The sequence below is a fragment of the Micromonospora cremea genome, from assembly GCF_900143515.1.
Lineage (GTDB): Bacteria > Actinomycetota > Actinomycetes > Mycobacteriales > Micromonosporaceae > Micromonospora > Micromonospora cremea.
In genome coordinates, this window is the sequence record NZ_FSQT01000002.1 from 3884972 (window position 1) to 3910450 (window position 25479).

A 25479-nucleotide genomic window follows, 5' to 3' on the forward strand; every position below is an offset into this window, starting at 1 on the left:
CGTGCACTGCGGCTGACCGGCGGCTGGCTAGCCCACCAGCGCGCGGACGTCCCAGACCCAGACGTCGTCGACCCGCTGGGGCGGCCCGATCAGGGCGGTGACCAGCTCGCGCAGCACCGCCTCGCGGGGATGCGCCCCGAGCACCACCACCGACGCCCGCCAGAACCGCAGGTCCTCTACGGCCTGGCGGCGATTCTCGTCGGTGAGCGCGGGGACCGCACCAACGTCCATCGTGGAGTAGATGAGACTGCTGGTCGGCCGGTTCGGTGCGCCGAAGACTCCCTCGCCCACCTCGTTCGGGCCGATGAAGTAGCCGCCCGGGACGGGGAACTCCTGCCCGGTCAACGCGCTCCAGCGCAGCGTCGGCAGACCGTGCACATTGCTCGGGATCGGCACCGGCACCAGCGTCCGGCCTGCCGGCACGTACGGCCGCCAACCGCCGGCGGTGATGAAGTGCGGCGGCGGGTCCACCGGCTGGGCCGGCAGCGGCCGGGGGAGGAGCGGCAGCAGGGCGAGGGCGACCGCCGCGTACCCCACCGGGCGCAACCACCGCCGGCGCGACGAGACAGGCGCGGGCGCGTCGCCGGGGGTCGCGAGGGCCGGCTCGCCGGCACGCGGTGCCGGCACCCGGGCCCGGTCGGCCACCGGGCGGCCCTGGCGGGACGCCGCGTCCCAGGTGAGCGCGAGCAGCACGCCCACCGCGGCGGTCACCACCAGGGTCAGTCGGGTCGGCATCATCATCTCGACCAGCGGCAGGTCGTCCGGCACGTACGACCACGGGCCGCGCACGTCGGTCTCCACGCCGTTGAAGCGCACCACCGGCCCGATCGCGGCCACGGTGAAGACCACGATCAGCACCGCGACGATCCGGGCGGCCAGCGACCGGCGCACGAGCAGCACCAGGGCCACCACCGAGAGCAGCACCAGCGGCCAGCCGAACCAGGTGTTCTGCTCGGTCAGCCCGATCGTCTGCTCCACCGCCGGGTCACCGGCCCAGGTGTCCCGGGCGAAGGTGACGAAGGCGACCAGGTCCTCGCCCCAGTTGTGGAAGACGCCGCCCTGGAGGCCGCGGTAGGACTGCGGACCGTTGAACTGGAACCAGATCGGGTACGCGGCGAGCAGCAGCGCCAGCGCCCCGGCGACGCCCATCCCGGCCAGGAACGGGCCCGCGGCGGCGCGCGTCGCGGCCGGCCGCTGCACGGCGTACGCCACCACGACGACCAGGCAGGCCAGCGCGGTGAGCAGCAGCATCTCCTCGTTGATGAAGATCTGGTACGCCACCAGCACCCCGAGCACCAGCCCGTTGCGCCGCCACCGGCCCGGCTCGCCCAGCCTCAACACCCGCACCACGATCAGCGGCAGCAGGAAGTTGGACACGAAATTGGGCTGGCCGTTGGCGTGGTGGATGATCCCCGGCGCGAAGCCGAGGAAGGCGCCACCGACGAAGGCCGCCGCCCGCGAGCGCAGCAGGTAGCGGGAGAGCACCCAGTACCCGGTGCCAGCGGTGGCCGCCAACGCCCCGCCCAGGTAGAGCGCGTACATCACCTGCGGGCCGAGCAGCATGGTCAGCGGGGCCAGCGGCAGGGTCACCCCGAGCAGCGAGGTGTTGGCCATCATGTTCACCCCGTCCGGGGCGTTCTGCCGGGCCGTGAACAGCGGGTTCTCCAGGTGCCGAAGCGAGTACGCGCCATGCGCGAACAGCCACTCGAACCAGCTGTGATCGGTGGGCAGGTGTGAGGACACCCGGGACTGCACGTCCCCCCAGTAGTTGAGGCAGACGAACACGCCCAGCACCACATAGGCTCCGAGGGCCAACAGGTCGGCGCGGGCCGGGCGGCGTCGAGGGCGTCGTGTCGGCTCGACCTCGGCCGGGTCGGCGTCGGTCATCGAATTCAGTGAAGGGTCTACCACCGGCACGGCCACGACGCGCCATCGTACAGGCGAGGATGCGTCGCTTTTGCCGGGCCGGTACGCCAACGGTCGGTTTGCCGATGCGCGGGCCAGGCGGGCGCCGGGGACGGAAGGACGGTCGGTGTCGTCGATCATCGAACTGGGCGAGGTCGGGGACGTGGCGCCGGTGCGGCCGACCCGCCGGCAGCGCGCGCACGGCCGCCCGCTGCGCTGCGCGGCGGTGCTGCTGCTGGTCCTGGTCGTGCTGGCCGGTGCGACACCGGGCCCGCAGCGGACGGTGACCGTGGTGCCGGCCCTGTCGGGCGCCCAGTCGTACCTCGCCGGGGACGGCGTCTTCGTCGTCGATCCCGCGACACCCTCCGGCGACCGGTACCTGACCGCGTACGCCCGGCCGTCGCCGACGGGCGGCGACGTGCGGCGCCGGTGGCAGGCACCGCTGACCGGCATCGCCGACTACCTCGACGTCCGGGCCGAGCGGGGGCTGGTGCTGCTGATCGGTGTCAGCGCCGCGGTCGGAGTTGTTCAGACCACCGCCCTCGACGCCGCCACGGGGAAGCAGCGCTGGCAGCTGCCGGGCGTCGCCGAGTGGACGACCGACGGTGTTCTGTTGCTGATGAGCGGCCTGGCGGACGGTCCGGGCTCGGTGAGCCGGGTGGCGCCCGACACCGGCCGGGTGGGCTGGTCGGTGCCCGTTCCGCCGCCCGGGGAACCCGGCTATCACCGGGGCGCGGGCGGGGTCGACCAGTTCGTTATCGTCCAGCCGACCGGCGTGGTACAGGTGCACGATGCCGGCACCGGCCGGCTGGTGCGCAGCGTCGATACGCTGCCCGGCGACCGGTCGACTTTTCAGCGGGTGGAGGTCGTGGACGACGTGCTGCTGCTCGTCTCGCCCGGCAGCACCCGAGTGGTCGCCTACGGCCTACCGGGGCTGGATCCTCTGTGGACGGCCGAGGTGCCGCTGGTGGCGTATGCGGTCGGCTGCGATGACCTGCTCTGCCTGGTTCAGCAGACCGGCGGGATCCAAGTCCTCGACCCGGCCACCGGCGTGCTGCGCTGGTCGGATCCGGACCACGACACGCTGGCCGACGTCCGGCACGACCGGCTGCTGGTGCTCGGGCCCGACCAGCGGTACGCGGTGCGGGACGCGGCGACCGGGCGGGTACGGACCGATCTTGGCCGATGGGACCTGGTGCCGGTGCTGCGGAGCGACGATCCGCTGATCGGGGCACGCCCCGGTGTCGACGGTCGGCTGGTCGTCGCCGAGCTGGACCTGGCCGCCGGCCGGCCGCGGATCCTGGACGTGCTGCCGGGCGTGGTCGGCAGTTGCCAGGCGACCCCGCCGGTCCTGCTCTGCCGCCGCCTCGACGGCAGGACCGCGCTGTGGAGGTTGGGACGATGACCGGCCCGTTCATCGACCTCGGCGAGCTGCGGCACGAGCCGGAGCCCGCCCCGCTGCCCCGCCCGCCCCGCGCGAACGGCCGGCCGCTGCGCTGCGCGCTGGTCCTCCTCTTCGTGCTGGTCACCCTGGCCGCCGCCGCCGCACCGCCGCCCCGGCGGGCTGTCGTGACGCTGCCGGCCATGCTCGGGGCCGATGTAATGGACCTGGGGGACCTGTTCCTGGTCATCGACCCGATCACCCCCCAGACGCCGCAGCGGCGGCTGGCCGCCTTCCGGCTGCCCGGCGGCGAGCCGGTCTGGAAGGTGCCGTTGCCCGCGGAGGGCCGGTACTGGGGAGTCGCGTCGGCGGCCGGGATGCTGCTGGTCACCGGGCACGAGATCGGCCCGGACCGCCAGGGCACGCTGACCGTGGTGCTGGACCGGGCGACCGGGGCGTACCGGTGGCAGCAGCCGGGCAGCCCCGTCCAGCTGGCCGACGGAAACCTGCTTTTCCAGTCCGGCGGCGAGAACGAGCCGGTCAGCCTACGCGCGGTTGATCCATGCTGTGGCACCTTGCGCTGGCAGCTACCCACCACCTCCGACTACACCATCTACGGCGGTACCGGGCGCGGGGTGGAGCGGGTGGTCGTCAACCAGGTGGACGGGCCGGTCGAGGTACGTGACGCGACCACTGGTGCGGTGCTGGCCCGCGCCGACCTGCGCCCACCCGGCGGCGGGCCGTTCGGGTCCGTGCAGGTGGTGAACGACCTGCTTCTGATCGTCGGCGAGGCACCGGTCGCGGTCACCGCGTACGGGCTGGACCGGCTGGACCGGCGCTGGAGCAGCACAGCCGACCGGATCGATTTCGTGTCGGACTGCGGCCCCGTCCTGTGTCTGCAGACCCGTTCCAACGGGCTGCGGGCGGTCGACCCCGCGACCGGCCGGGAGCTCTGGAGCAGCGAGCGTTGGGGGTGGGTCTGGCCGTTCGACGGCCGGCTGATGGCCACCACGTTGAGCAGCGCCGGCCCCGGGGCGGAGCAACTGGTCGTGCTCGATCCGCCGACCGGTCGCGTGCTGGCCGAGCTGGGCCGTTGGGAGCTGGCCGGGTCCGATCCCGGGGGTCCGATGATCGGGCTACGCCGGTATCCCGGTGGCGGGCTGCTCGTCGCCGAGCTGAATGTCCGTGCCGGCACGGTGCGGACGCTGGACGTGCTGTCGGACGCGAACGGGGAGTGCCAGGCTAGCCCGGGTCGCCTGCTGTGCCGCCGGGTCGACGGCTCGTATGGGCTGTGGCAGCTACCCGACTGATCACCAGTTGGCCTGGGCGGGCGGCGGGGGCAGCGGCACCGACGCCGGCCGCAGCACGTACGCCATCCCACCGCTGCCCCGCTGCCAGGCCACCTCGAACCGCTGCCGGGGCACGGTACGGCGCACCGCGTCGTCGTCGGGTGCGTACGGGTCGTTGAGCACCGGGTCACCGTCGGCGGTGAAGCCGACCAGCACCATCAGGTGGCCCCTGGTGTCGTACGCCAGCCCCGGCACCTCGTCGGCTCGGAACGCGGCGGAGACGATCAACGGGATGCCGGCGGCGATGAACGCCTCCGCCTCGGCGAGCGACCGCAGCCGGGTGACGAACGCGTCCACCCCGTGCAGCCCGGCGTACGCGGTGTTGAACGGCCAGTTGCCCGCCCCGGCGAACCCGTGGTCGTAGCAGTGTCGGGCGGCGTGCACCACCACCGGGCGCGGGCCGGGCGGCTCCACCCAGGCGTAGCGTTCCGGCGCCGGCTCGGCGCCCCAGTAGGCGAGCACCATCGATGTGCAGGTGGGGCTGCACCAGGAGTCGCCGCCACCACCCCACTGCGGATGCTGGCCGGTGTGCAGCCGCTGCGAGTAGCGGGGCACCTCCAGCACCCTCCCGCGGCCGGCGTCGGTCGGCAGCTCCGGCACGGGGCCGGCAGCGGGCGGTCCGTCCGCCGCGCCCCCCGGGTCGGTCGCCGTGTGGCCGGTGGCGACCGCGCCGATGCTGCGCAGCACCGGGCCGGCCGGGCTGCCCGGCGGCCGGCACAGGGTCACCCGGGCCTGCCAGCCGGTGACCGCCGCCCCGGTCACGATCAGGGTGTCGGTGTCCACCCGGGCGTCGCCGTCGCGCTGACCGGGCACCGAGGTGCGCCGCACCGCGTGGTCGCCGGCCGCCCAGCGGGCCAGCAGGTACCAACCGGTGCTGGGCCCGTCTCCGTGCCAGCCGCGCAGCTCGACCTCGATCCAGCAGCCGTCCGGGGTGTCGGCGGTCCAGGACGGCACCACCTCGGCGACCGGGAAACCGACCCGCACCGGCGATGACGTCCAGCTGCCCCGGGCCACCGACGCGTCCGCGCCGGCCGGGGTCAGCCCCCGGTCGTCGGCGCGCAGGCCGTCGTCGATGCCGGCCGTCCGGTCCGTTGGCAGGTGGAAGCCCCGGTAGGCGATGTCCCGCAGGGCGGGTGGTGCGGCGATGGTCATGACAGGTCCGTCCGTTGCTCGGTGCCGGAAGCATCGCGTACGCCGGGATGGTCCGCAACGCCGGCCGGCGCGGGCGGCGAGGGACGATGGGTTGCCGGCCGGCACTAGGTTGTCGGTGGTCAGCAGCGAGGAGGCCGGGATGCGGGTACTGGTGGTGGAGGACGAGCGCAACCTCGCCGACGCGATCGCGCGCGGGTTGCGCAAGCGGGGGATGGCGGTCGACGTGGCCTACGACGGCGACGCCGGCCACGAGGCGGCGTTCGTCACCCGGTACGACGTGGTCGTGCTGGACCGCGACCTGCCCGGCGTGCACGGCGACCAGATCTGCGCCGACCTGGCCGCCTCCGGCGCGCTGACCCGGGTGCTGATGCTGACCGCGAGTGGCACGGTCGCCGACCGGGTGGAGGGGTTGCAGCTCGGCGCCGACGACTACCTGCCCAAACCGTTCGCCTTCGACGAGCTGGTCGCCCGGGTGCAGGCGCTGGGCCGGCGGGCCACCCCGGCCGCGCCGCCGGTGCTCGAACTGGCCGATCTGGTGCTCGATCCGGCCCGCCGGGTCGCCACGAGGGCCGGCGTGCCGGTCGACCTGACGAACAAGGAGTTCGGGGTGCTCAGCGAGCTGCTCAAGGCGCGCGGCGCGGTGGTCTCCAGCGAGGAGCTGCTGGAACGGGTCTGGGACGCCAACACGGACCCGTTCACCACGATCGTCCGGGTCACCGTGATGACGCTGCGCAGGAAGCTCGGTGATCCACCGCTGATCGAGACGGTGGTCGGCGCGGGTTACCGTACCGCCGAGGTGGTCCAGTGAGCGCGAGGAGTGAGCCGGGTTTGCGAGCCTCGCAGTCGCGAACCGAGGTCGTGCTGTGAGCGCGAGGAGTGAGCCGGGTTTGCGAGCCCCGCAGTCGCCGGGCGAGGTCGTGCTGTGACCGGTCGGGGCCGTCTGCGGCCCACCCTGCGGTTGCGGTTGACCGTGCTCAACGGTGTGCTGCTGATCGGCGCGGGAGCGATCCTGGTGCTGCTGGCCTGGCTGCTGGTTCGCGACGCGTTGCGACCCACCGACGAGCTGCTGCCGGGCACGACCGTGGTGCTGTCCGACGGCCGGGTGCTCGACGCCGCTCAGTGGCAGCGCCAGTTGGTCGACGCCGCCTCCGGGGAGTTGCTGGCCAAGGGGCTGGTCGCGCTGCTGGCGATCAGCGTGGTCGGGGTGGCCGGCGCGTACGCGGTGGCGGGCCGGGCTCTGCGTCCGCTGCACCAGGTCACCGCGACCGCGCAGCGGCTCGGCGAGGCCACCCTGGACCAGCGGATCGGCTACTCGGGCGCCGACGACGAGGTGGCCGAGCTGGCCAAGACCTTCGACGCCATGCTGGACCGGATCGCGTCCGCGTTCGAGGCGCAGAAGCGTTTCGTGGCCAATGCCTCGCACGAGCTGCGTACTCCGCTCGCCGTGATGCGGACCGAGATCGACGTGACGCTCAGCGACGACGATGCGGACGCCGCCGAGTACCGCCGGATGGCGACGGTGGTCCGGGACGCCTCGGAGCGGGCCAACGGCCTGGTCGACGCGCTGCTGGTGCTGGCCCGTAGCGAGGCGCAGGCGGGGCGGCGGCTCGGCCGCCGCACCGAGTGTGACCTTGCCACCGGCACGGCCAACGCACTGTCGGCGATGCGCCGCGAGGTGGAGCGGATCGGCCTGCGGGTGCAAACCTCGCTGGAGTCCGCGCCGGTGGTCGGCGACCCGGGGCTGCTCGACCGGCTGGCCGGCAACCTGATCGAGAACGCGGTTCGCTACAACCACCTGCACGGGCGGCTCTGGGTGCGCACCGGCACCGACCGCGAACGCTCCTGGCTGGTGGTGGGCAACACCGGTTTCGAGGTGGACCAGGCCGACGTGCCGGGGCTGTTCGAGCCGTTCCGGCGCGGCGGCCGGGAACGCACCGGGGCCCGTGGCTCGGGCCTGGGGCTGTCCATCGTCCGGGCGGTCTGCGATGCCCACGGCGGCACGGTGCGGGTGATCGCGCAGCCCGGCGGGGGCCTGGAGGTGACGGTCACCCTGCCGTCGGCGGACGCTCCGGCGGTGACCGGCCCGGCGCCCACCGTCGGCTGACCCGTCCGCCGCGAACGGGGTTGCGGGCGGCGCTCACCCGATGGCAAGATCACGTCGTCAGCTCGTGATCGAAAGGGGGTGCGTCGATGTCCAGTATCACCGACTCCGCGCCCCGGGTCTTCCTCGGCTGACCCCCGGAGGCGGAGCGTCCCCATCCAGCACGGAGGGAACACCCGTGTATCCACGGATCCGCAACATCAGTTTCGACTGTCATGACACGTACGCCCTGGCCGGGTTCTGGTCGTCGGTGCTCGGGTACGCCCGGCACCCCGACGACGTCCCGGGTGATCCGGAGGCGGCGCTGCTGCCACCGGGCGAGGCGACCCCGAACCTGTTCTTCCAGGCGGTGCCGGAGGACAAGGTGACCAAGAACCGGCTGCACATCTGCCTGGAACCGGTGGAACGGACCAGGGATGAGGAGATCGAGCGGGTGCTCGGCCTCGGGGCCACTCTGGTCGCCGACCGGCGGCACGCCGACGGTACGGGCTGGGCGGTGCTCGCCGACCCGGAGGGGAACGAGTTCTGCGTGGTACGCAGCGCCGGAGAGCGTGTCCCTGTCACCACTGTGGAGGACCAACCGTGAGTTCGAAGATCCACAACATCAGCATCGACTGTCACGACACGTACGCGCTGGCCGGCTTCTGGTCGCAGGTCTTCGACTGCCCCAGGCAGCCCGACGACTTCCCCGGCGACCCCGAGGCGATGCTCCTGCCGCCGGGCGGGCCGGAGGTGCTCTTCATCGCCGTACCCGAGGGCAAGGCGGTGAAGAACCGGCTGCACCTGGACCTCCAGCCCACCGACCGGACCCGCGCCGAGGAGGTCGAGCGGCTGCTCGGCATCGGCGCGGTGCACGTCGCCGACCAGATCGGGCCGACCGGCGGGGGCTGGGTGGTGCTCGCCGACCCGGAGGGCAACGAGTTCTGCGTGCTCGGCAACGTGGCGGAGCGGGCGGCGGCAGCCGCGGCGCGGGCCGCCGCGGAGGACGGCGAACCGGCCTGACCGCCGGCGTACGGCACGAGGCCCCGGCCACCCTCGGGTGGCCGGGGCCCCGGTCGGTCCGTACGGCTCAGGAGCGCTGCTCGACCTGGCCCCGGATGGTGGCCAACTCGCTCGTCGCCTCCGCGCCGGACTTGAAGAACATCACCACCAGACCCACGCTGCCCTTGTCGGCCCAGACGCAGACGCCCAGCGGCACACCGTCGGCCTTGCCGTCGCCGCAGCGCGCCTCGCCACCGAGTGGACCGGGCTCGACGGCTGCCATGGTGGCCACCCCGAGCTCGGTGGAGAGCCCGGTCACCGCGGTGTCCAGCTCCTTCTTCGGGTCCGCCATCAGGCCGGACGTGCCGGCGATCATGACCAGGTCCTGCTTGGCCGGGTCACCGTAGAAGGCGCCGACGGCGCTGGTCTCGTTCTGCACCGTCGACTTCATCTCGGCGACCAGATCGTCGGAGAGCTTCTGCAACTCCGGGTCGTCGATCTTCGGCCGGCCGGCGAGGGTGGTCGGCGCGACCACCCGCGTGTTGGTGGCGTCGACGACCTCACCCACCTCGTCCTTGACCGCGAACCAGGTGATCGCCGCTCCACCGAGGCAGAGCACCAGCACCACGGCCAGCACGATCAGCACGATCTTGCCGACCTTCGACTTCTTCGCCGGCGGCGGGCCGCCGGCCAGGCTCGGGTCACCGTACGGCTGGCCCGGCTGCGCGGGCGGGAAGCCCTGCTGGGCGGGCGGGAAGCCCTGCTGGGCGGGCGGGAAGCCCTGCTGTGCGGGCGGGAAGCCCGGCTGCTGCGGCGACCAGTCACCCGGCTGCTGCGGCGGGGGAGGGGAGTTGTGCGGCGGGCCGTAGGGGGTGGCCGGCGGCTGGGACATCAGTCAGCTCCAAGATCGGATGGCAAAGCGGGTGATCTTAACCCGGCGACGGACCCTCGCGTTACCCCTGCCGCAGCTCCCCCGCTGTCCGGCGGGCCAGAAACGATCGCGGTGGCCGGGCCCGTCCACGAGGACGGTCCGACCACCGCGACGGTGGTGCTGCGACCGGTCAGGCGGGCAGGCTCGCCGCCCCGCGGGGCAGGAACCGCTGGCCGGTGACGCGCTCGCTGGTGCCGGTCCGGTCCAGGTACGGCGTGACGCCGCCCAGGTGGAACGGCCAGCCGGCACCGAGGATCATGCACAGGTCGATGTCCTGCGCCTCGGCGACCACGCCCTCGTCCAGCATCAGCCGGATCTCCTGCGCGAGCGCGTCGAGCGCGTTCTGCCGTACCTGCTCGGCGGTCAGCGGCTGGTCACCGACCACGAGCAGCTTGGCGACCTCCTCGTTGACCTTCTCGTCGACCACGATGGGCTGGCCGGAGTCGGCGATCCGCTTGAGGTTCTCGCTGACGCCGAACCGGTCCGGGTACGCCGTGTGCAGGGTGCCCCCCACGTGGTACGCGACGGCCGGCCCGACCAGCTGGAGCAGGGCGAGCGGGCGCATCGGCAGGCCCAGCGGGTCCAGCGCGCTGTTCGCCACCTCCAGCGGGGTGCCGGCGTCGACGGCGGCGAAGACGGTGCCCAGGAAGCGGGTGAGCAGCCGGTTCACCACGAACGCCGGCGCGTCCTTCACCAGCACCGAGGACTTCTTCAGCTGCTTGCCCACCGCGAACGCGGTGGCCAGCGTCGCGTCGTCGGTCCGCTCACCCCGGACGATCTCCAGCAGCGGCAGCACGGCCACCGGGTTGAAGAAGTGGAAGCCGACCACCCGCTCCGGGTGCTCCAGCTCCGCGGCCATCTCGGTGATGGAGAGCGAGCTGGTGTTGGTGGCGAGCACCGCCTCCGGGGAGACGATCTTCTCCAGCTCGGCCCAGACCTGCTTCTTGACGCCCAGGTCCTCGAAGACCGCCTCGATGACGAAGTCGGCGTCGGCGAAGGCGCTCTTGTCGACCGTGCCGCTGACCAGGCCGTACAGCTTGGCGGCGGTGCCCTTGTCCATCCGGCCCTTGGTGACGGCCTTCTCGATCTGGGTGTGCACGTAGCCGACGCCCTTGTCCACCCGGGACTGGTCCAGGTCGGTCATCACGACCGGCACCTGGAGACGGCGGGCGAACAGCAGCGCCAGCTGACTGGCCATCAGGCCGGCGCCGACGATGCCGACCTTGGTGACCGGGCGGGCCAGGCCCTTGTCCGGTGCGCCGGCCGGCCGCTTGGCCCGCCGCTGCACCAGGTCGAAGGCGTACAGGCCGCTGCGCAGCTCCTCGGAGAAGACCAGGTCCGCGAGGGCCTCGTCCTCGGCGGCGGTGCCGGCGGCGAAGTCGCCGTCCTTCGCCGTCTCCAGCAGGTCCAGAGCCTTGTACGCGGCCGGGACCGCGCCGTGCAGCCGCTGGTTCAGCGTCTCCCGGGCGAAGTACAGCACGCCCGCCCACATGTCCTTGTCGACCTCGGGCCGGGTCACGCTGACCTGGCCCCGCACCACGCCGGCGGCCCACTCCAGGGACCGCTCCAGGAAGTCGGCCGGCTCCAGCAGCACATCCGCGATGCCCAGCTCGGCGGCCTGCTTCGGCTTGAGCATCTTGTTCTGCATCAGCGGGTTCTGGATGATCACCTGGGTGGCGGCGGGGATGCCGATCAGGTTCGGCAGCAGCTGGGTGCCACCCCACCCGGGGACCAGACCGAGGGAGACCTCGGGCAGCGCCAGCGCTGCGGCGCCGCCGGAGAGCGTCCGGTAGTGGCAGTGCAGCGCCAGCTCCAGGCCGCCACCCATCGCGGCGCCGTTGACGAACGCGAACGTGGGCACGGTGCTGTCCTTGAGCCGGGCGAAGACCCGGTGGCCGAGCCGGCCGATCTCCAGCGCCTGCGCACGGTCGGCGAGCTGCGGCAGGCCGACGATGTCCGCGCCCACGCAGAAGATGTACGGCTTACCGGTGACCGCGATGAACGCCGGATCGGCGGCGAGTGCGGCGGTGATCGCCTCGTCCAGGCTGGTCAGCCCGGCCGGGCCGAAGGTGTTCGGCTTGGTGTGGTCGAAGCCGTTGTCCAGCGTGATCAGGGCGGCGGGTCGATCCAGCCCCGGCACGTTCACCTGGCGCAGCAGCGCCTTCGTGACGACCTCGTTCGGTGCGGCGAGCGCGCTCACTTGTTGCCCTCCCCCTGAGCCGGCTTGCTGGACCCCGTCCAGTGCGGGTTCTCCCAGATCACGGTGCCGCCCATGCCGATGCCGATGCACATGGCGGTGAGGCCGTAGCGGACCTCGGGGTGCTCGGCGAACTGGCGGGCCAGTTGGGTCATCAGACGCACGCCGGAGGAGGCCAGCGGGTGACCGATCGCGATCGCACCGCCCCACGGGTTGACCCGCGCGTCGTCGTCGGCGATGCCGAAGTGGTCGAGGAAGGCGAGGACCTGCACGGCGAAGGCCTCGTTCAGCTCGAACAGGCCGATGTCGCCGATGCTGAGCCCGGCGATGCGCAGCGCCTTCTCCGTCGACGGGATCGGGCCGACGCCCATCACCTCCGGCTCGACGCCGACGAAACCGAACGACACCAGCCGCATGGCGACCGGCAGCCCCAGCTCGCGGGCCGTGGCCTCGTCGGCCAGCAGGCTCGCGGTGGCGCCGTCGTTCAGGCCGGCGGCGTTGCCCGCGGTGACCTTGCCGTGCGGGCGGAACGGGGTCTTCAGGGTGGCGAGCTTCTCCAGCGAGGTGTCCCGCGGCGCCTCGTCCACGGTGGCCAGGCCCCAGCCGCCCTCGGCGTCGCGGATGGCAACCGGCACCAGGTCGTCCTGGAGCTTGCCGTTGGCGTACGCCTTGGCGGTCTTCTGCTGCGAGGCGAGCGCGAACGCGTCGGTGCGCGCCTTGGTGATGTGCGGGACCAGGTCGTGCAGGTTCTCCGCGGTGGCGCCCATGACCAGCGCGGACGGGTCGACCAGCTTCTCCGCGATGATGCGCGGGTTGGGGTCGACGCCCTCACCCATCGGGTGGCGGCCCATGTGCTCGACGCCGCCGGCGATGGCGATGTCGTACGCGCCCATGGCGATGCCACCGGCAACGGTGGTCACCGCGGTCATCGCGCCGGCGCACATGCGGTCGATGGCGAAGCCGGGAACGGTCTTGGGCAGACCGGCCAGCAGGGCGGCGGTCCGCCCGATGGTGAGGCCCTGGTCACCGATCTGGGTGGTGGCCGCGATGGCGACCTCCTCGACCCGCTCCGGCGGCAGCTGCGGGTTGCGGCGCAGCAGTTCACGGATGCAACGGATCACCAGGTCGTCGGCGCGGGTGTTGGCGTACATGCCACCCGCCTTGCCGAACGGGGTACGGACGCCGTCGACGAAGACGACATCCCGAACTTCACGGGGCACTTGAGCCTCCTAGCCGGCACACGGGCACGTTCCCCCGGATGCTACTCGTCAGTAACCAACCCCGTCCCCATCCCCCACTGTGGCCCACCCCACACCCCGCTGGGTTGATCATGAAGTTGTTGTCGCGACTCGCCGGTCCGCAGGGCGACAACTTTATGATCAACCCTTGGGTGGGTCAGGGGAGGGCGGGGGCGGGAGGGTCCGGGTTCAGGGCTGGCGTCAGGTGCGGGGTGAGGAGGGCGATCTGCCACTCGCGGGCGTTGAAGCCCCGCAGGGTCTCCGCCACGGCGTCCTCGGTGATCTCCTCGGGCGGGGTCCAGGCCAGCCGGCGTACCGAATCCGGGGTGATCAGATTCTCCGGGGGCAGGTTGTGCTTGCTGGCGATGCGGACCACCACATCCCGGCAGCGAGCCAGCCGACCGGCCGCCACCGGGTCCCGCTCGGCCCACCGGTGCGGCGGGGGCGGGCCCTCCACCGCCGGAGTGACCGGCAGCGCGTCATCCGGCAGCTGGCGGGCGTCGTCGAGCGCGGCCAGCCAGGTGCGGGCCAGCCGGCGGACCGACCGGCCGCCGAAGCCGGGCAGCGTCAGTAGGGTCTTCTCGTCCTTCGGGTCCAACTCGGCGGCGGCGATGATCGCCGAGTCGGGCAGCACCCGGCCGGGCGCGGCGTCCCGCCGGGCCGCGATCTGGTCCCGGGCGTACCACATCGAGCGGACCCGGGCCTGCGCCCGCGCCCCGCGCACCCGGTGGATGCCGGAGGTACGCCGCCAGGGCTCGGCGCGGACCCGGGGCGGGCGGGCCCCGGTCCGGACCAGTGCGGCGAACTCCTCCGCGGCCCAGGCCGACTTGCCCTGACGGGCCAACTCGGCGTCCAGCGCGTCGCGCAGGTCGGTGAGCAGCTCCACGTCCAGGGCGGCGTAGGTGAGCCACGACTCGGGCAGTGGCCGGCTCGACCAGTCGGCAGCCGAGTGGTGCTTCTCGAGGGTGAAACCGAGTAACTGCTCGGTCAGCGCGGCCAGGCCGACGCGCTCGAACCCCGCCAGCCGAGCGGCCAGTTCGGTGTCGAACAGCCGACGCGGGCGCAGCCCCACCTCGGCCAGGCAGGGCAGATCCTGGCTGGCCGCGTGGAGCACCCACTCGGCCTCGCCGATCACGGCGTCCAGCGTGCTGAGGTCGGGCAGCGGCAACGGGTCGATCAGCGCTGTGCCGGCACCGGCCCGCCGGAGCTGCACCAGGTAGGCGCGTTGGCTGTAGCGGTAGCCGGACGCCCGCTCGGCGTCCAGGGCGACCGGGCCGGTGCCCGCGGCGAAACGGGCCACGACCTCAGCGAGCCCGGCCGGAGTGGCCACCGGATCAGGGGTGCCGTCACGCGGGGCGGTCAGCGGAACGGGCCCACCGTCGGTCGGGTCGACCCCGTCGCCCGCCGGCTGCGGCTGGGCCGACGGCGGGTGCTGGGGTGCGTTTCCCTGGAGTTCTTCGGTGGGCCGACGGCGCAGGGGTGGTTCGTCGGTCACCTGCCAACCCTAGTGCGCGCGGTGATCCGGCGGGTGCAGCCGGTCCGGCGTGTGTCGGTCAGGTGTCCGCAAGGTGTCGTTTCGGATGCCGGACATCGGGGGAGACCCGGCCGTTCGCGCAGGCTGACGGCTGCCTTCGGTTCGGGGGACGGGCGACCGGCGGGCGTCGAGCCTGACGACGCGGGCAGGGCGGGTCGGCTGCCGACCGGCCGGGGCCGCTGCCGCCGCGCATCGAGCCGCACCCCGGCGCCGGGTCGGCCTGGCCCGCGCCGACCGGCGGCACGTCGCACGTCGTAACGACCGCGACGAGCAGGCCCGGCAGAAGCAGGTCATCGCGAGCTGCCTGGACAGCTGACCACCACGCTCGGCGCGGCGGCGGCCAGCAACAAGAGCGCCTACGACGGGGCGATGAAGGGCCTGGACAAGGTCTGCGAGGAGCTCTGAACGCCCCGCTTCTCGTCGATCATAGAGTTGTGGTGCCTCTCAAAGGCCGCAGCGGGGAAGATTCCGCCCACCATAACTCCATGATCGACACCGCGGGGCGGGGCCCGGCGGGTCAGGCGGCGCCAGCGGGGCGGCGGTCGGACAGGGCGGTCACCCCGGGTGGGGGCAGGCCTGCCGTGGAGGCGAGCAGCGCGCACCAGCCAAGCAGGTGCGGGGCCAGGTCGTCGTCGACCGGGGTCCAGGAGGCGCGGATCTCGATGTCGCCGGCGGTCGGTGGGCCGGCCAGGTCGCCGAACCGGGTCGACATGGTCTGGGTGACCGTCCCCCCGATGGCCCGGTGGCCGGCGTCGTGGGCGTCCAGCGCGTCGGTCAACCAGGTCCAGCCGACCCCGGGCAGCAGCGGGTCGGCGGCCAGGTCGACCTCCAGCTCGGCGGTCACGTAGGTGACCAGCCGCAGGGTGCCCTGCCACGCCTCGTGCCCGACCGGGTCGTGCAGCAGGATCAGCCGGCCGGTGGCCACCTCGTCACCGTCGCGCAGCACCGTCGCGGAGAGCGCGAACGCGTACGGGGCCAGCCGCTGGGGGGCGCCGACCTCCTCCAGCGTGATCTCCGGCCGGGGCGCCGCCGACCGCAGCCCGGCGACCGCGCGGGCGAAGGTCTCCGGGAGCGCGATCGGGGGGGCCATGCCGGCAGCCTATGCCGCCGTCGGCTCCCCGGCTTCGACGGCGCGCCGACACCCGATCCGACGGCGGTTCCCGGGCGCTGGTGCTGGGCTGTCCCCGCCCGCCGTCCGGGCCGGTCCGGCCCACCGCTCGGGTGTTAGCAGGGGGCCCCTGCTCTACCGGAGGCGTTGAGAACGTGTCCTTCCTTTCACCCCCGGCGGGGAGGGGGTGGGTGCCGTGGCACGATTGCGGCGATGAGCACGGACACCACGGGCACTGCCGCCCGAGACGGAGAACAGCGCCCCGGAGGGCCGGCCGACTCGCCCTTCATTCGAGCATGCCGGCGCCGGCCCGGCCCGCACACGCCGGTCTGGTTCATGCGCCAGGCGGGCCGCTCACTGCCGGAGTACCGGGAGATCCGGGCGAGCGTGCCGATGCTGGAGTCCTGCCGTCGCCCGGAGCTGGTCACCGAGATCACACTCCAGCCCGTGCGCCGGCACGGAGTGGACGCGGCGATCCTCTTCAGCGACATCGTGGTGCCGGTGGCCGCGGCCGGGGTCGATCTGGACATCGTGCCGGGCACCGGCCCGGTGGTCGCCGAGCCGATCCGCACCGCCGCCGATGTGGAGCGGATCCGCCTGATCACCCGCGACGACGTCCCGTACGTGGACGAGGCGGTCCGGCAGCTGGTGATCGAGTTGGGCGACACCCCGCTGATCGGTTTCGCCGGCGCGCCGTTCACCCTGGCCAGCTACCTGGTCGAGGGGGGCCCGTCGCGGACCCACGCGAAGACCAAGGCGCTGATGTACGGCGACCCGGAGCTGTGGCACGCGCTCTGCGGCCGACTGGCCGAGGTGACGCTGGCCTTCCTGCGGGTGCAGATCGAGGCAGGCGTGTCCGCCGTGCAGCTGTTTGACTCGTGGGCCGGCGCGCTCTCCGAAGCCGACTACCGCCGCTACGTGCTGCCGCACTCGGCCGCCGTGCTGAGCGGGCTGGCCGACGCCGGGGTCCCGCGGATCCACTTCGGGGTGGGCACCGCCGAGCTGCTCGGCGCGATGGGCGAGGCCGGCGCGGACGTGGTCGGCGTCGACTGGCGCACTCCGCTGGACGTCGCCACCGGCCGGATCGGCCCGGACAAGGCGGTGCAGGGCAACCTGGACCCGTCCGTGCTGCTCGCGCCCTGGCCGGTGGTGGAGGCCGAGGTGCGCCGGATCGTGGACCAGGGCAGGGCCGCCCCCAGGCACGTGTTCAACCTCGGGCACGGGGTGCTGCCGGAGACCGACCCCGACGTGCTGACCCGGGTGGTCGCGCTGGTGCATGAGCTCTCCAGCCGCCGGGCCGACCAGGGCTGACACGCGATGCGGCAGCCCTGGCGGGTGGCGGTGGTCGGCGGCGGGATCGCCGGGCTGGCCGCTGCGGTCCGGTTGCGCGACCGCGCTCCGGCCGGCACCGAGATCACGGTGTACGAGCAGTCCGGCGCGCTGGGCGGCAAGTTGCGCACCGGGGAACTGGCCGGCCAGCCGGTGGAGTTCGGCGCCGAGTCGTTCCTGATGCGCGACCCGACGGGGGCCGAGTCCGCGGCCGTGGCGTTGGCCCGCCGGCTCGGGCTGGCCGATCAGATCGTGCACCCCACGGTCGGGCAGGCCGCGTTGGTCATCGACGGAGGGCTGCGCCCCATCCCGGGCGGCACCCTGGTGGGCGTACCCGGGGATCTGGACCGGGTGACCACGGTCGCCCGCCCGACCGTGGACGCCGACACCGACGGCGGCCGGCCGCTGATCGGGCCCGACGCGGACGTCTCGGTCGGTGCGCTGGTCCGGTCCCGCTTCGGTGACGAGGTGGTCGAGCGGCTGGTCGACCCGATGCTCGGCGGCGTGTACGCCGGCCGCGCCGACGACCTCTCCCTGGTCACCACCATGCCGGCGCTGGCCCGCGCGGCCCGGGTGGAGCACACCCTGACCGGCGCGGTCCGGGCGGCGCAGGCCGCCGCGCCGCGCGCGCCCGGCGCCCCGGTCTTCGGCACCCTGGCCGGTGGACTCAGCACCCTGGTCGAGGCGGCAGTGACGGCCAGCGGCGCGACGGTACGGCGGGATGCCGCCGTCCGCGAACTGACCCCGACCGCCACGGGTTGGCGGCTCACGGTCGGCCCGCCCCGGGCCCCGGACGACGGATCCGGGTCGCGGCGCGGCGGCAGACGCGCCGAGCTGGAGTCGTCGAAGGTCGACGTGGACGCCGTGGTGCTGGCGGTACCGGCCCGCCCGGCGGCCCGACTGCTCGCCGGCCCGGCCCCGGCGGCCGCCGCAAGCGTCGGTGAGCTGGACTACGCAAGCGTCGCGTTGGTCACCCTGGCGCTGCCGCAGCCCGAGCTGCCCGAGCTGTCCGGCTTCCTGGTGCCGAGCACCGAGGGGCTGCTGATCAAGGCGTCCACCTTCTTCACCACCAAGTGGGGGCACCTGCGCCGGCCGGACGGGCTGGCGCTGGTCCGCGCCTCGGTGGGCCGGTACGGCGAGGAGGCGCACCTCCAACGCCCGGACGCGGACCTGGCGGCCACCGTGCACCGGGAGCTGTCGGCGGTGCTCGGGGCGCCGCTGCCCGCCCCGATCGACGGGCACGTGCAGCGATGGGGAGGGGCCCTGCCCCAGTACACCCCGGGGCACGCCGACCGGGTCGGCGCCGCGCGGACGGCGTTGCGGGCCGCGCACCCCACCCTGGTCCTCGCCGGCGCCGGCTACGACGGCGTCGGCATTCCGGTCTGCGTCCGCTCCGGCGAGACGGCGGCCGACGAGATCATCACAGCACTGGGAGGATCGGCGAGATGACCGAGCAGACGAACGCGGCCCGGATGCGGGAGCTGAACGCCAGCATCCGCTACACCATGTGGTCGGTGTTCCGGGCCAGCGCCCCGCTGCCGTCGCTGCGGGACAACGTCACCGGTGAGGTCGAGTCCCTCTTCGAGGAGCTGGCCGGCAAGGACGTGGTGATCCGGGGCGTGTACGACGTCTCCGGGCTGCGCGCCGACGCGGACGTGATGATCTGGTGGCACTCCGCCTCCAGTGACGCGCTCCAGGACGCGTACCTGCGGTTCCGCCGCACCACGCTGGGGCGGGCGATGACCCCGGTCTGGTCGCAGATGGCGCTGCACCGGCCGGCGGAGTTCAACAAGAGCCACATCCCGGCGTTCCTGGCCGGTGAGGAGGCCCGCCCCTACATCTGCGTCTACCCGTTCGTCCGCTCCTACGAGTGGTACCTGCTGCCCGACGCCGAGCGGCGCGAAATGCTGGCCGAGCACGGCCGGCTGGCCCGTGGCTACCCGGACGTGCGGGCCAACACCGTGGCCTCGTTCGCCCTCGGCGACTACGAGTGGATGCTCGCCTTCGAGGCCGACGAGCTGCACCGCATCGTCGACCTGATGCGTGACCTGCGCGCCTCCGGCGCCCGCCGGCACGTGCGCGAGGAGGTTCCCTTCTACACCGGTCGCCGCCGCTCGATCGCCGAGATCGTCAACTGCCTGCTCTGATCCCCGCGGCGCGGGTCAGAGCGGGCGGAGCATGATCTGCTCGCGGCGTACGCCGTCGGGCAGGAGATCGCCGAGTTCGTCGGTGAGGCTGAAGCCGGCACGCCGGTAGAGCGCCTTCGCCGCCGCGTTGTCCGGCATGACGGTGAGGCGCAGCCGGTCGGCGCCGTTCTCGCGGGCCCAGTGCGCCACCGTGTCCACCAGCAGGCGGCCGACCTTCTGGCCGCGCGCCTCGGGGTGCACCCACATGGAGATCAGCTCCATGACGAGCGGGTCCGGCGTGGGTACGCCGCTGGCCATCCCGACCGGCCGCCCGTCCAGGGTGGCCACCACGTTGTGCGAGCCGGGGATGCTCAGCCGGTCGCGCCAACGCTGCTCGCGGTCGCCATCGCCCTGCCAGTCGGCCAGCCGGGAGCCGAACGCCGCCGGTGCCTCGGTGAGGGCGGCGAGCCGCAGTTCGCGCCAGGTGGGCCAGTCGTCGGGGGTGAGCACGGTCATCTCGATCATGTCGGGATGATGCCGGTGACCGGCGGGGCGCACCACCGGATTTCCCCGCCGGCCGGCGCCGCACCCCCGTCCGGGTGCGGCACCGGCCGGGGATCAACTGGTCGCCGTGCAGGAGACCAGTGGAACCTGGTTGCTGCCGGTCCACGAGCCGAGGAAGCCGAACGTGGTGCTCGCTCCGGCGGCGAGGCTGCCGTTGTGGCTGACGTTGCGCGCGGTGACCAGCGTGCCGTTGCTGGCAACGGTGGCGTTCCACGCGGAGCCGACCTGCTGGCCGTTGGCGTAGTTCCAGCTCACCGACCAGCCCCGGGTGGGCGATCCGCCGGCGGTCACCCGCACCTCGGCCTGGAAGCCGCCGGCCCACTGGCCGGTGACCGCGTACGTCGCCGTGCAGGCCCCGGCCGGCGGCGGCGGGGTGGTCGGCGGGGGCGTGGTCCGCGGTGGCGTGGTGGGGGGCGGAGTACCCGTTCCACCGGAGAAGTCGACGTCACTGCACAGGTATTACGACTGGTCCAGGTGGCTGGCCTGCCAGATGGTGTAGACGATGTGCCGGCCCGTGCGACCCGACGCGTTCACCGGGATCTCGATGGAGACGCCGCCGGTCTCCTGCTTCCACTGCGACGCCGGGGTGTTGCCGATCTGGCCGGACAGCACCAGGTCGTCCCAGCCCAGCGTCTCGGTGAGCGGGTTGAAGCCCTGCCGGGACACGTACACCCGAATGTAGTCGGCGCCGTGGCTGGCCTGGTCGAAGAAGCGGACCCGGAAGTTGCTCGACACCGCGGTGGTCTTCCAGGCGCCGACGGTGTCCAGGGCGTTGTAGCGGCCGCTCTGGGTACGCCCGCCGCTGCACAGCTGGCCGTCGGGGATGGCGCCCTGGTGGTTGCCGGCCACGCCCTCGCGGAACAGGCCGTTCCAGTTCCACATGGCGTTCGGGTCGGCCTACCAGGCCTGCCAGCACATCGGGTCCTCGGTGGCCATCCGGGGATTCTGGAAGTCGCTGCCCCAGCGTTGCCAGCAGCCGTAGTTGCGCGAGGCCGGGTCGACGACCGAGCCGTGCGCCGAGGCGGGCCGGACCAGCGCGGTGGTCAGCGCGGTGGTGAGCAGGAGCGTGGCGGCCGCCGCGATGGCGAGCGGCCAGAGCACGCGTGGTGATCGGACGAGAGTGGACATGGAGCCTCCGGGGGGATGAGGTCGGACGACGACACCCGGACTGCCGGGAGATGCCCGCTCCCGTGCCTACTCGCAGGCTCCCGCGATGGCTCTACCCGGCACGATGTCAGGCTGATCGTCAGACGTCAATGGCATCGCGGCGCATCGGGGTGTGCGGGATGCCGTCCTCGACGTACTCGGGGCCGCTGACCGCGAAGCCGTGCCGGGTGTAGAAGGGGACCAGGTGCGACTGGGCCTCCAGCACGCAGGGTCGGTTGCCCACCACCTCCAGTGCCGCGGTCATCAGCCGGCCGGCGTGCCCGCCGCCGCGCGCGGCGGGGGCCACCACCACCCGACCGATCCGGGCGGCGCCGTCCGGGTCGGCCAGGATCCGCAGGTACGCCAGCGGCGCGCCGCCGTCGGTCAGCCAGAGGTGCCGGGTGCCCGGTTCCACGTCCCGTCCGTCGAGTTCGGGGTACGGGCAGTGCTGTTCCACCACGAACACGTCGATGCGCAGCTTGAGCAGGTCGTGGAAGGTGTGGGCGTTCAGGTCGGCGAAGGACGCCGTCCGGACCTCGATGGTCTGCTGGGGCACCCACCGATCCTAGGCCGTCCGGTCGGGCCGGGCTCGGGGCGTCCGGCCCGACCGGACGGCGTCACGGCGCGTCCGCCCGGGTGGGGGCGAGGTAGGTGGCGGCCACGGCGGTGAGCAGCAGCGCGCCGCCGACGATCACCGGCAGTGGGAGCGGCTCGTGCAGCAACGCCACGGCCAGCGTGGCCGCGGTGAGTGCTTCGAGCAGGGTCAGCACGGCGGCGACGCTGCCCGGGGTGGTGCGCAGTCCGGCGTAGAACAGCGCGTACGCCACCGCGGTGGTGACCACGCCCAGGTGCAGCAGCAGCGCCACGGTGTCGACGCGCACCGGTAGGCCGACCCCGGCGACCAGCGCCAGCGGGGCCAGTGTCAGCGCACCGATCACGGTGGAGATGGTGGTCAGCGTCATCGGCGCGGTGCGCTGCGACACCTGTCGGCTGATCAGGGTGGTCACGGCGTAGCCGAGGCCGGACCCGGCCGCCGCGAGCAGGCCGAGCAGCGGGGCGGGCGCCGCCGTGGTGGGCTGCGCGGTGGCGCCGGTGATCAGGGCGAGGCCGGCCACGGCGGCGGCAAGAGTGCCGAGCCGCAGCGGGCCGGGGACCCGGCGGGCCCGCGCCGATTCCCAGGCCGCGGCGAGCACCGGAGCCAGGCCGAGGCTGACCACGGTGGCCACGCCGACTCCGGCCAGCGCCACGGCGGCGAAGTAGAGCGCCTGGTAGAGCCCGAGGCCGACGCCGGTGAGCAGCAGCGGCACCGGCGCCGCGCGCAGAGCGGCCAGGAGGGCGCCAAGCCGGCCGGCGGTGCACGCCAGCAGGACGAGCGCGGCGATGGCCAGGCGGTGGAAGCCGATGCTCACCGGGCTGAGCCCGGTGCTCTCGCGCAACAGTTGCACCGCCACGCCGGTGGTGCCCCACAGCACTCCGGTGACGGTGATCTGGATCAGGCCGGTGCGGGCCTGGGTGACGGCCGAGGCCGGGGCGGCCGGCGGCGCGGTACGGGAGGTGGACACGGATGCGCTCCGAAAGGGTGAGCCGTTGACGGGGACGACGTCGACGGAGCGCGTACGGCGAGGTGGCCGAGTCGGGTCAGTGACCGCTCGGCGAGAGGCGCGGCGCTCCGGTCAGGAGCGCGGTGGGGGCAGGACGCCCAGGAACGGCCGCATCGGACGACCGTACCGCAGGGGGCGTGATCAGGTGGGACGCGCCCCGACGGCGTCGCGGATCTCGGCGCCCTCGGCGCCCTCGACCGCGCGGGCGCAGTGCCCGCAGCAGAAGAACCGGCCGTTGACCTCCACGCCGTGCCCGACGATTTTGATCTCGCAGTGCTCGCAGATTGGTGCCAGTCGGTGGATCGCGCACTCGAACGAGTCGAAGGTGTGCACGTCGCCGCTGACCGTACGCACCTCGAACGCCATCCAGTAGTCGTTGCCGCAGACTTCGCAGGTAGCCACAGAAACCCCCGTATCAGAACATGTGTATTCAGAATGCCCCGGTTTCCGGTTGTAGCGGGCGGAATGCCGCTACCCGGGCGGCCCGAGCGGCGTGTCGGCTCCGGCGTGTCGTCCGTTAGATCGAGTGAACCGCCGCAACACCGGGAGGGGTCGCAGTGATCAAGCGCAACAAACTCTTCGGCAACCAGACCCGGGTGACCTTCTGCCTGCCCCGGGACGCCCCGCCCGGCCCCGTGAGCGTGGTCGGCTGCTTCAACGGTTGGGAGCCCGGCCGGCACGAGCTGGTGGCCCGGCGCGACGGCACCCGGACGGTGACCGTGCGGCTCGGGCCGGGGGAGTACCGGTTCCGCTACCTCGCCAGCGGCGGGGTCTGGCTGGACGACGAATCGGCGGACCAGGTCGACGACCGTGGCGGCCTGCTCCGGCTCTGACAGAAAACTCGTCATCATCGATGTATTTATTGACGAGGGTCTTTACTGTTAACAAAGTTTAAATTACGTTGAGGGGCACCCACCGGACCTGGAGAAGGAGTGCCCCGATGCGTCGAAGAATCACCGTTCCCCTGGTGGCGGCGGGCGCCGTCGCCGCCACCCTCACCGTCGCCGCGCCCGCCCAGGCGCACGGCTACGTGTCCGCCCCACCGAGCCGGCAGGCGCTCTGCGCCCAGGGCCGGGTGCCCGACTGCGGGCAGATCAAGTACGAGCCGCAGAGCGTCGAGGGGCCCAAGGGCCTGCGCAGCTGCAACGCCGGAATCGCCCACTTCGCCGTTCTCAACGACGACAGCCGGGGCTGGCCGGCCACGTCGGTCGGCAGCTCGCTGACCTTCACCTGGGTGAACACCGCCCGGCACGCGACCAGCAACTGGGAGTACTGGATCGGCAACACCCGGGTCGCGTCGGTCAACGGCAACGGCCAGCAGCCGGGCGCCACCGTCTCGCACAATGTCAACCTCGGCGGCTTCTCCGGCCGGCAGAAGGTTCTCGCGGTGTGGAACATCGCCGACACCGCGAACGCCTTCTACTCCTGCATCGACGTGCAGATCGGCGGCGGTGGCGGCCCGGGTCCCAGCCCGACCCCGACCCCGACCCCGACCCCACGGCCCACCCCCACGGCCACGCCGACCCCGCCGCCCGCGCCGGGCGGCACCTGGGCGGCCGGCCGGGCGTACCAGGTCGGCGACCAGGTCACCTACGGCGGGTCGACGTACCGCTGCCGGCAGGCGCACACCGCGATCCCCGGGTGGGAGCCGCCGAACGTTCCGGCGCTCTGGAGTCAGGTCTGACCGCACGGGTGCGGCCCTGGTCGCACCCGTGTCGCCGCCTTCGCGTGATCGGAGCACCCGGCATGCCTCGCCGAACCTTGCTGGCGCCCCTGCTCGCCGTGCTGCTGCTCACCGCCGCCTGCGCCGGGCAGCCCTCGTCGACCCCGTCGGCCGTGCCCCAACCCGCTCCCGCGTCCCCGGCCGGGTCGGCGGCGGCCGGGGACGCGCTGAGCGGCATCGACATGGTCTTCCTGAGCACGATGGTCGGGCACAGCGAACGCACCCTGGAGATCGTCCGGCTTGCCCGGGACCGGGTGCGCGACGGCGCGCTGCGCACCCTGGCCGCCGCCATCGAGGCGACCGAGGCGGACGAGCTGGCCGCCATGCGCGGCTGGTTGCCCACGGCAGGGCCAGGTGCCAGCGCGGGCGGGCACCACCACGCCGGGCACGGGGACGACGCCGCGCTCGACCGGCTACGGGCCGCGTCGGACGCCGACGTCGACCGGGTGCTGCGCGAGGTGCTCGCCGACCACCAGCGGGCGGCGGCGGACCTGGCCCGAGCCCAGGTCGACGTCGGCCGCAGCGAGCACGTCCGTGACCTGGCCCGGCGGATCGAGCGGTCCCGGACCGCCGAGGTCGAGCTGCTGACCGGGCCGCCGGCCGCGCGGCGGTGATCGGGGTACGCCGCTGGCGCGCCCACCGCCGCGCGGTGGACGCTCAGATCAGCGGGGTTCCAGCCGGATGGAGACCGAGTTGACGCAGTGCCGGGTGTCCTTCGGAGTGAAGCCCTCGCCGTGGAAGACGTGCCCGAGGTGGCTGTTGCATCGGGCGCAGCGGATCTCCGTACGGGCCATGCCGAGGCTGCGGTCCTCGATCTGCTTGACCCGGCCCGGAATGGCGTCGTCGAAGCTCGGCCACCCGCAGTTCGAGTCGAACTTCGTGTCGCTGGAGAAGAGCTCCAGCCCGCAGGCGCGACAGTGGTAGACGCCGGACGTCTTGGTGTCCACGTACTCGCCGGTCCACGGGCGTTCGGTGCCGGCCTCCCGAAGTACGTGGAACTCCTCGGGGGTCAACCGGACCCGCCACTCGTCCTCGGTGCGGGGCAGTTCGTTGTCGTCAAGACTCACGCCCCAACGGTACGTCGAACATCGGGGGCGTGGCATAAGGTCGCGG

24 protein-coding genes and 1 pseudogene are annotated in these 25479 nt (G+C 73.2%); 12 read left to right on the forward strand and 13 right to left on the reverse strand.

Annotated features, from left to right (window positions below; genetic code table 11):
• Nucleotides 1-27: 27 nt before the first annotated feature.
• Nucleotides 28-1887: a DUF6311 domain-containing protein gene (locus BUS84_RS31680; RefSeq protein ID WP_208869771.1), complete on the reverse strand. Its 1860-nt coding sequence runs from the start codon at nucleotides 1885-1887 to the stop codon at nucleotides 28-30.
• A gap of 145 nt (nucleotides 1888-2032) precedes the next feature.
• Here BUS84_RS31680 and BUS84_RS31685 point away from each other — a divergent pair, with 145 nt between their 5' ends.
• Nucleotides 2033-3310 carry an outer membrane protein assembly factor BamB family protein gene (locus BUS84_RS31685; protein ID WP_074318082.1) on the forward strand — a complete coding sequence of 426 codons (1278 nt, stop codon included), beginning with the start codon at nucleotides 2033-2035 and terminating at the stop codon, nucleotides 3308-3310.
• Nucleotides 3307-4596 (forward strand): outer membrane protein assembly factor BamB family protein, encoded by a 1290-nt coding sequence (locus BUS84_RS31690; protein ID WP_074318083.1) that lies wholly within the window; start codon nucleotides 3307-3309, stop codon nucleotides 4594-4596. The genes BUS84_RS31685 and BUS84_RS31690 overlap by 4 nt, the downstream gene beginning before the upstream one ends.
• Here the strand turns inward: BUS84_RS31690 and BUS84_RS31695 are convergent, their stop codons facing one another.
• Complete coding sequence (locus BUS84_RS31695) at nucleotides 4597-5787, reverse strand: peptidase C39 family protein (RefSeq protein WP_084757660.1); 1191 nt, start codon at nucleotides 5785-5787, stop codon at nucleotides 4597-4599.
• A gap of 139 nt (nucleotides 5788-5926) precedes the next feature.
• On the opposite strand from BUS84_RS31695, the gene BUS84_RS31700 reads away from it, so the two are divergent.
• From BUS84_RS31700 to BUS84_RS31715, 4 genes are all read left to right on the forward strand, one after another.
• Nucleotides 5927-6595, forward strand: a complete 669-nt coding sequence (locus BUS84_RS31700) for a response regulator transcription factor (protein WP_074319250.1) — start codon at nucleotides 5927-5929, stop codon at nucleotides 6593-6595.
• Nucleotides 6596-6709: 114 nt separating this feature from the next.
• Entirely contained in the window at nucleotides 6710-7891 is a 1182-nt protein-coding gene (locus BUS84_RS31705) for a sensor histidine kinase (RefSeq protein WP_074318085.1), read from the forward strand.
• 175 nt (nucleotides 7892-8066) lie between these two features.
• Complete coding sequence (locus BUS84_RS31710) at nucleotides 8067-8474, forward strand: VOC family protein (protein WP_074318086.1); 408 nt, start codon at nucleotides 8067-8069, stop codon at nucleotides 8472-8474.
• On the forward strand, nucleotides 8471-8890 hold the full coding sequence (locus BUS84_RS31715; protein WP_074318087.1) for a VOC family protein: 420 nt from the start codon (nucleotides 8471-8473) through the stop codon (nucleotides 8888-8890). Before BUS84_RS31710 ends, BUS84_RS31715 begins: the two co-directional genes overlap by 4 nt.
• Nucleotides 8891-8957: 67 nt before the next feature.
• On the opposite strand, the gene BUS84_RS31720 is transcribed toward BUS84_RS31715, so the two are convergent.
• The 5 genes from BUS84_RS31720 to BUS84_RS31740 all read right to left on the reverse strand — a co-directional run bounded on the left by BUS84_RS31720 (nucleotide 8958) and on the right by BUS84_RS31740 (nucleotide 15859).
• On the reverse strand, nucleotides 8958-9761 hold the full coding sequence (locus tag BUS84_RS31720; RefSeq protein WP_074318088.1) for a hypothetical protein: 804 nt from the start codon (nucleotides 9759-9761) through the stop codon (nucleotides 8958-8960).
• Nucleotides 9762-9930: 169 nt separating this feature from the next.
• Nucleotides 9931-12000, reverse strand: coding sequence for a 3-hydroxyacyl-CoA dehydrogenase NAD-binding domain-containing protein (locus BUS84_RS31725; protein WP_074318089.1), 2070 nt, complete (start codon nucleotides 11998-12000; stop codon nucleotides 9931-9933).
• Complete coding sequence (locus BUS84_RS31730) at nucleotides 11997-13217, reverse strand: thiolase family protein (protein WP_074318090.1); 1221 nt, start codon at nucleotides 13215-13217, stop codon at nucleotides 11997-11999. Before BUS84_RS31730 ends, BUS84_RS31725 begins: the two co-directional genes overlap by 4 nt.
• 175 nt (nucleotides 13218-13392) lie before the next feature.
• Nucleotides 13393-14730, reverse strand: coding sequence for a ribonuclease D (locus BUS84_RS31735; protein WP_074318091.1), 1338 nt, complete (start codon nucleotides 14728-14730; stop codon nucleotides 13393-13395).
• A 556-nt stretch (nucleotides 14731-15286) separates the two neighbouring features.
• Complete coding sequence (locus tag BUS84_RS31740; RefSeq protein ID WP_074318092.1) at nucleotides 15287-15859, reverse strand: DUF3000 domain-containing protein; 573 nt, start codon at nucleotides 15857-15859, stop codon at nucleotides 15287-15289.
• A gap of 231 nt (nucleotides 15860-16090) precedes the next feature.
• On the opposite strand from BUS84_RS31740, the gene hemE reads away from it, so the two are divergent.
• Genes hemE through hemQ form a run of 3 tightly spaced genes read left to right on the forward strand, consistent with a single transcriptional unit; the run spans nucleotide 16091 to nucleotide 19353 of the window.
• Nucleotides 16091-17188: a uroporphyrinogen decarboxylase gene (hemE, locus tag BUS84_RS31745; RefSeq protein ID WP_074318093.1), complete on the forward strand. Its 1098-nt coding sequence runs from the start codon at nucleotides 16091-16093 to the stop codon at nucleotides 17186-17188.
• 6 nt (nucleotides 17189-17194) lie between these two features.
• Nucleotides 17195-18655, forward strand: a complete 1461-nt coding sequence (gene hemG / locus BUS84_RS31750; protein WP_074318094.1) for a protoporphyrinogen oxidase — start codon at nucleotides 17195-17197, stop codon at nucleotides 18653-18655.
• On the forward strand, nucleotides 18652-19353 hold the full coding sequence (gene hemQ / locus BUS84_RS31755) for a hydrogen peroxide-dependent heme synthase (protein ID WP_074318095.1): 702 nt from the start codon (nucleotides 18652-18654) through the stop codon (nucleotides 19351-19353). The genes hemG and hemQ overlap by 4 nt, the downstream gene beginning before the upstream one ends.
• A 15-nt stretch (nucleotides 19354-19368) precedes the next feature.
• On the opposite strand, the gene BUS84_RS31760 is transcribed toward hemQ, so the two are convergent.
• From BUS84_RS31760 to BUS84_RS31780, 5 genes and pseudogenes are all read right to left on the reverse strand, one after another.
• Entirely contained in the window at nucleotides 19369-19857 is a 489-nt protein-coding gene (locus BUS84_RS31760) for a GNAT family N-acetyltransferase (RefSeq protein WP_074318096.1), read from the reverse strand.
• Between the two features lie 93 nt (nucleotides 19858-19950).
• Nucleotides 19951-21024 (reverse strand): annotated as a pseudogene (locus BUS84_RS31765) (lytic polysaccharide monooxygenase auxiliary activity family 9 protein).
• A 118-nt stretch (nucleotides 21025-21142) separates the two neighbouring features.
• Nucleotides 21143-21598 carry a GNAT family N-acetyltransferase gene (locus BUS84_RS31770; protein ID WP_074318097.1) on the reverse strand — a complete coding sequence of 152 codons (456 nt, stop codon included), beginning with the start codon at nucleotides 21596-21598 and terminating at the stop codon, nucleotides 21143-21145.
• A gap of 61 nt (nucleotides 21599-21659) precedes the next feature.
• Nucleotides 21660-22604: a DMT family transporter gene (locus BUS84_RS31775; protein ID WP_084757661.1), complete on the reverse strand. Its 945-nt coding sequence runs from the start codon at nucleotides 22602-22604 to the stop codon at nucleotides 21660-21662.
• 180 nt (nucleotides 22605-22784) lie between these two features.
• Nucleotides 22785-23045: a Prokaryotic metallothionein gene (locus tag BUS84_RS31780; RefSeq protein ID WP_074318098.1), complete on the reverse strand. Its 261-nt coding sequence runs from the start codon at nucleotides 23043-23045 to the stop codon at nucleotides 22785-22787.
• Between the two features lie 155 nt (nucleotides 23046-23200).
• Here BUS84_RS31780 and BUS84_RS31785 point away from each other — a divergent pair, with 155 nt between their 5' ends.
• The 3 genes from BUS84_RS31785 (at nucleotide 23201) to BUS84_RS31795 (ending at nucleotide 24980) form a co-directional block, all read left to right on the forward strand.
• Entirely contained in the window at nucleotides 23201-23476 is a 276-nt protein-coding gene (locus BUS84_RS31785) for an isoamylase early set domain-containing protein (RefSeq protein WP_074318099.1), read from the forward strand.
• A 107-nt stretch (nucleotides 23477-23583) separates the two neighbouring features.
• On the forward strand, nucleotides 23584-24327 hold the full coding sequence (locus BUS84_RS31790; RefSeq protein WP_074318100.1) for a lytic polysaccharide monooxygenase: 744 nt from the start codon (nucleotides 23584-23586) through the stop codon (nucleotides 24325-24327).
• A gap of 62 nt (nucleotides 24328-24389) precedes the next feature.
• Nucleotides 24390-24980 carry a DUF305 domain-containing protein gene (locus BUS84_RS31795; RefSeq protein ID WP_074318101.1) on the forward strand — a complete coding sequence of 197 codons (591 nt, stop codon included), beginning with the start codon at nucleotides 24390-24392 and terminating at the stop codon, nucleotides 24978-24980.
• A gap of 48 nt (nucleotides 24981-25028) precedes the next feature.
• Here the strand turns inward: BUS84_RS31795 and msrB are convergent, their stop codons facing one another.
• On the reverse strand, nucleotides 25029-25433 hold the full coding sequence (gene msrB / locus BUS84_RS31800; protein ID WP_074318102.1) for a peptide-methionine (R)-S-oxide reductase MsrB: 405 nt from the start codon (nucleotides 25431-25433) through the stop codon (nucleotides 25029-25031).
• Nucleotides 25434-25479: the final 46 nt, after the last annotated feature.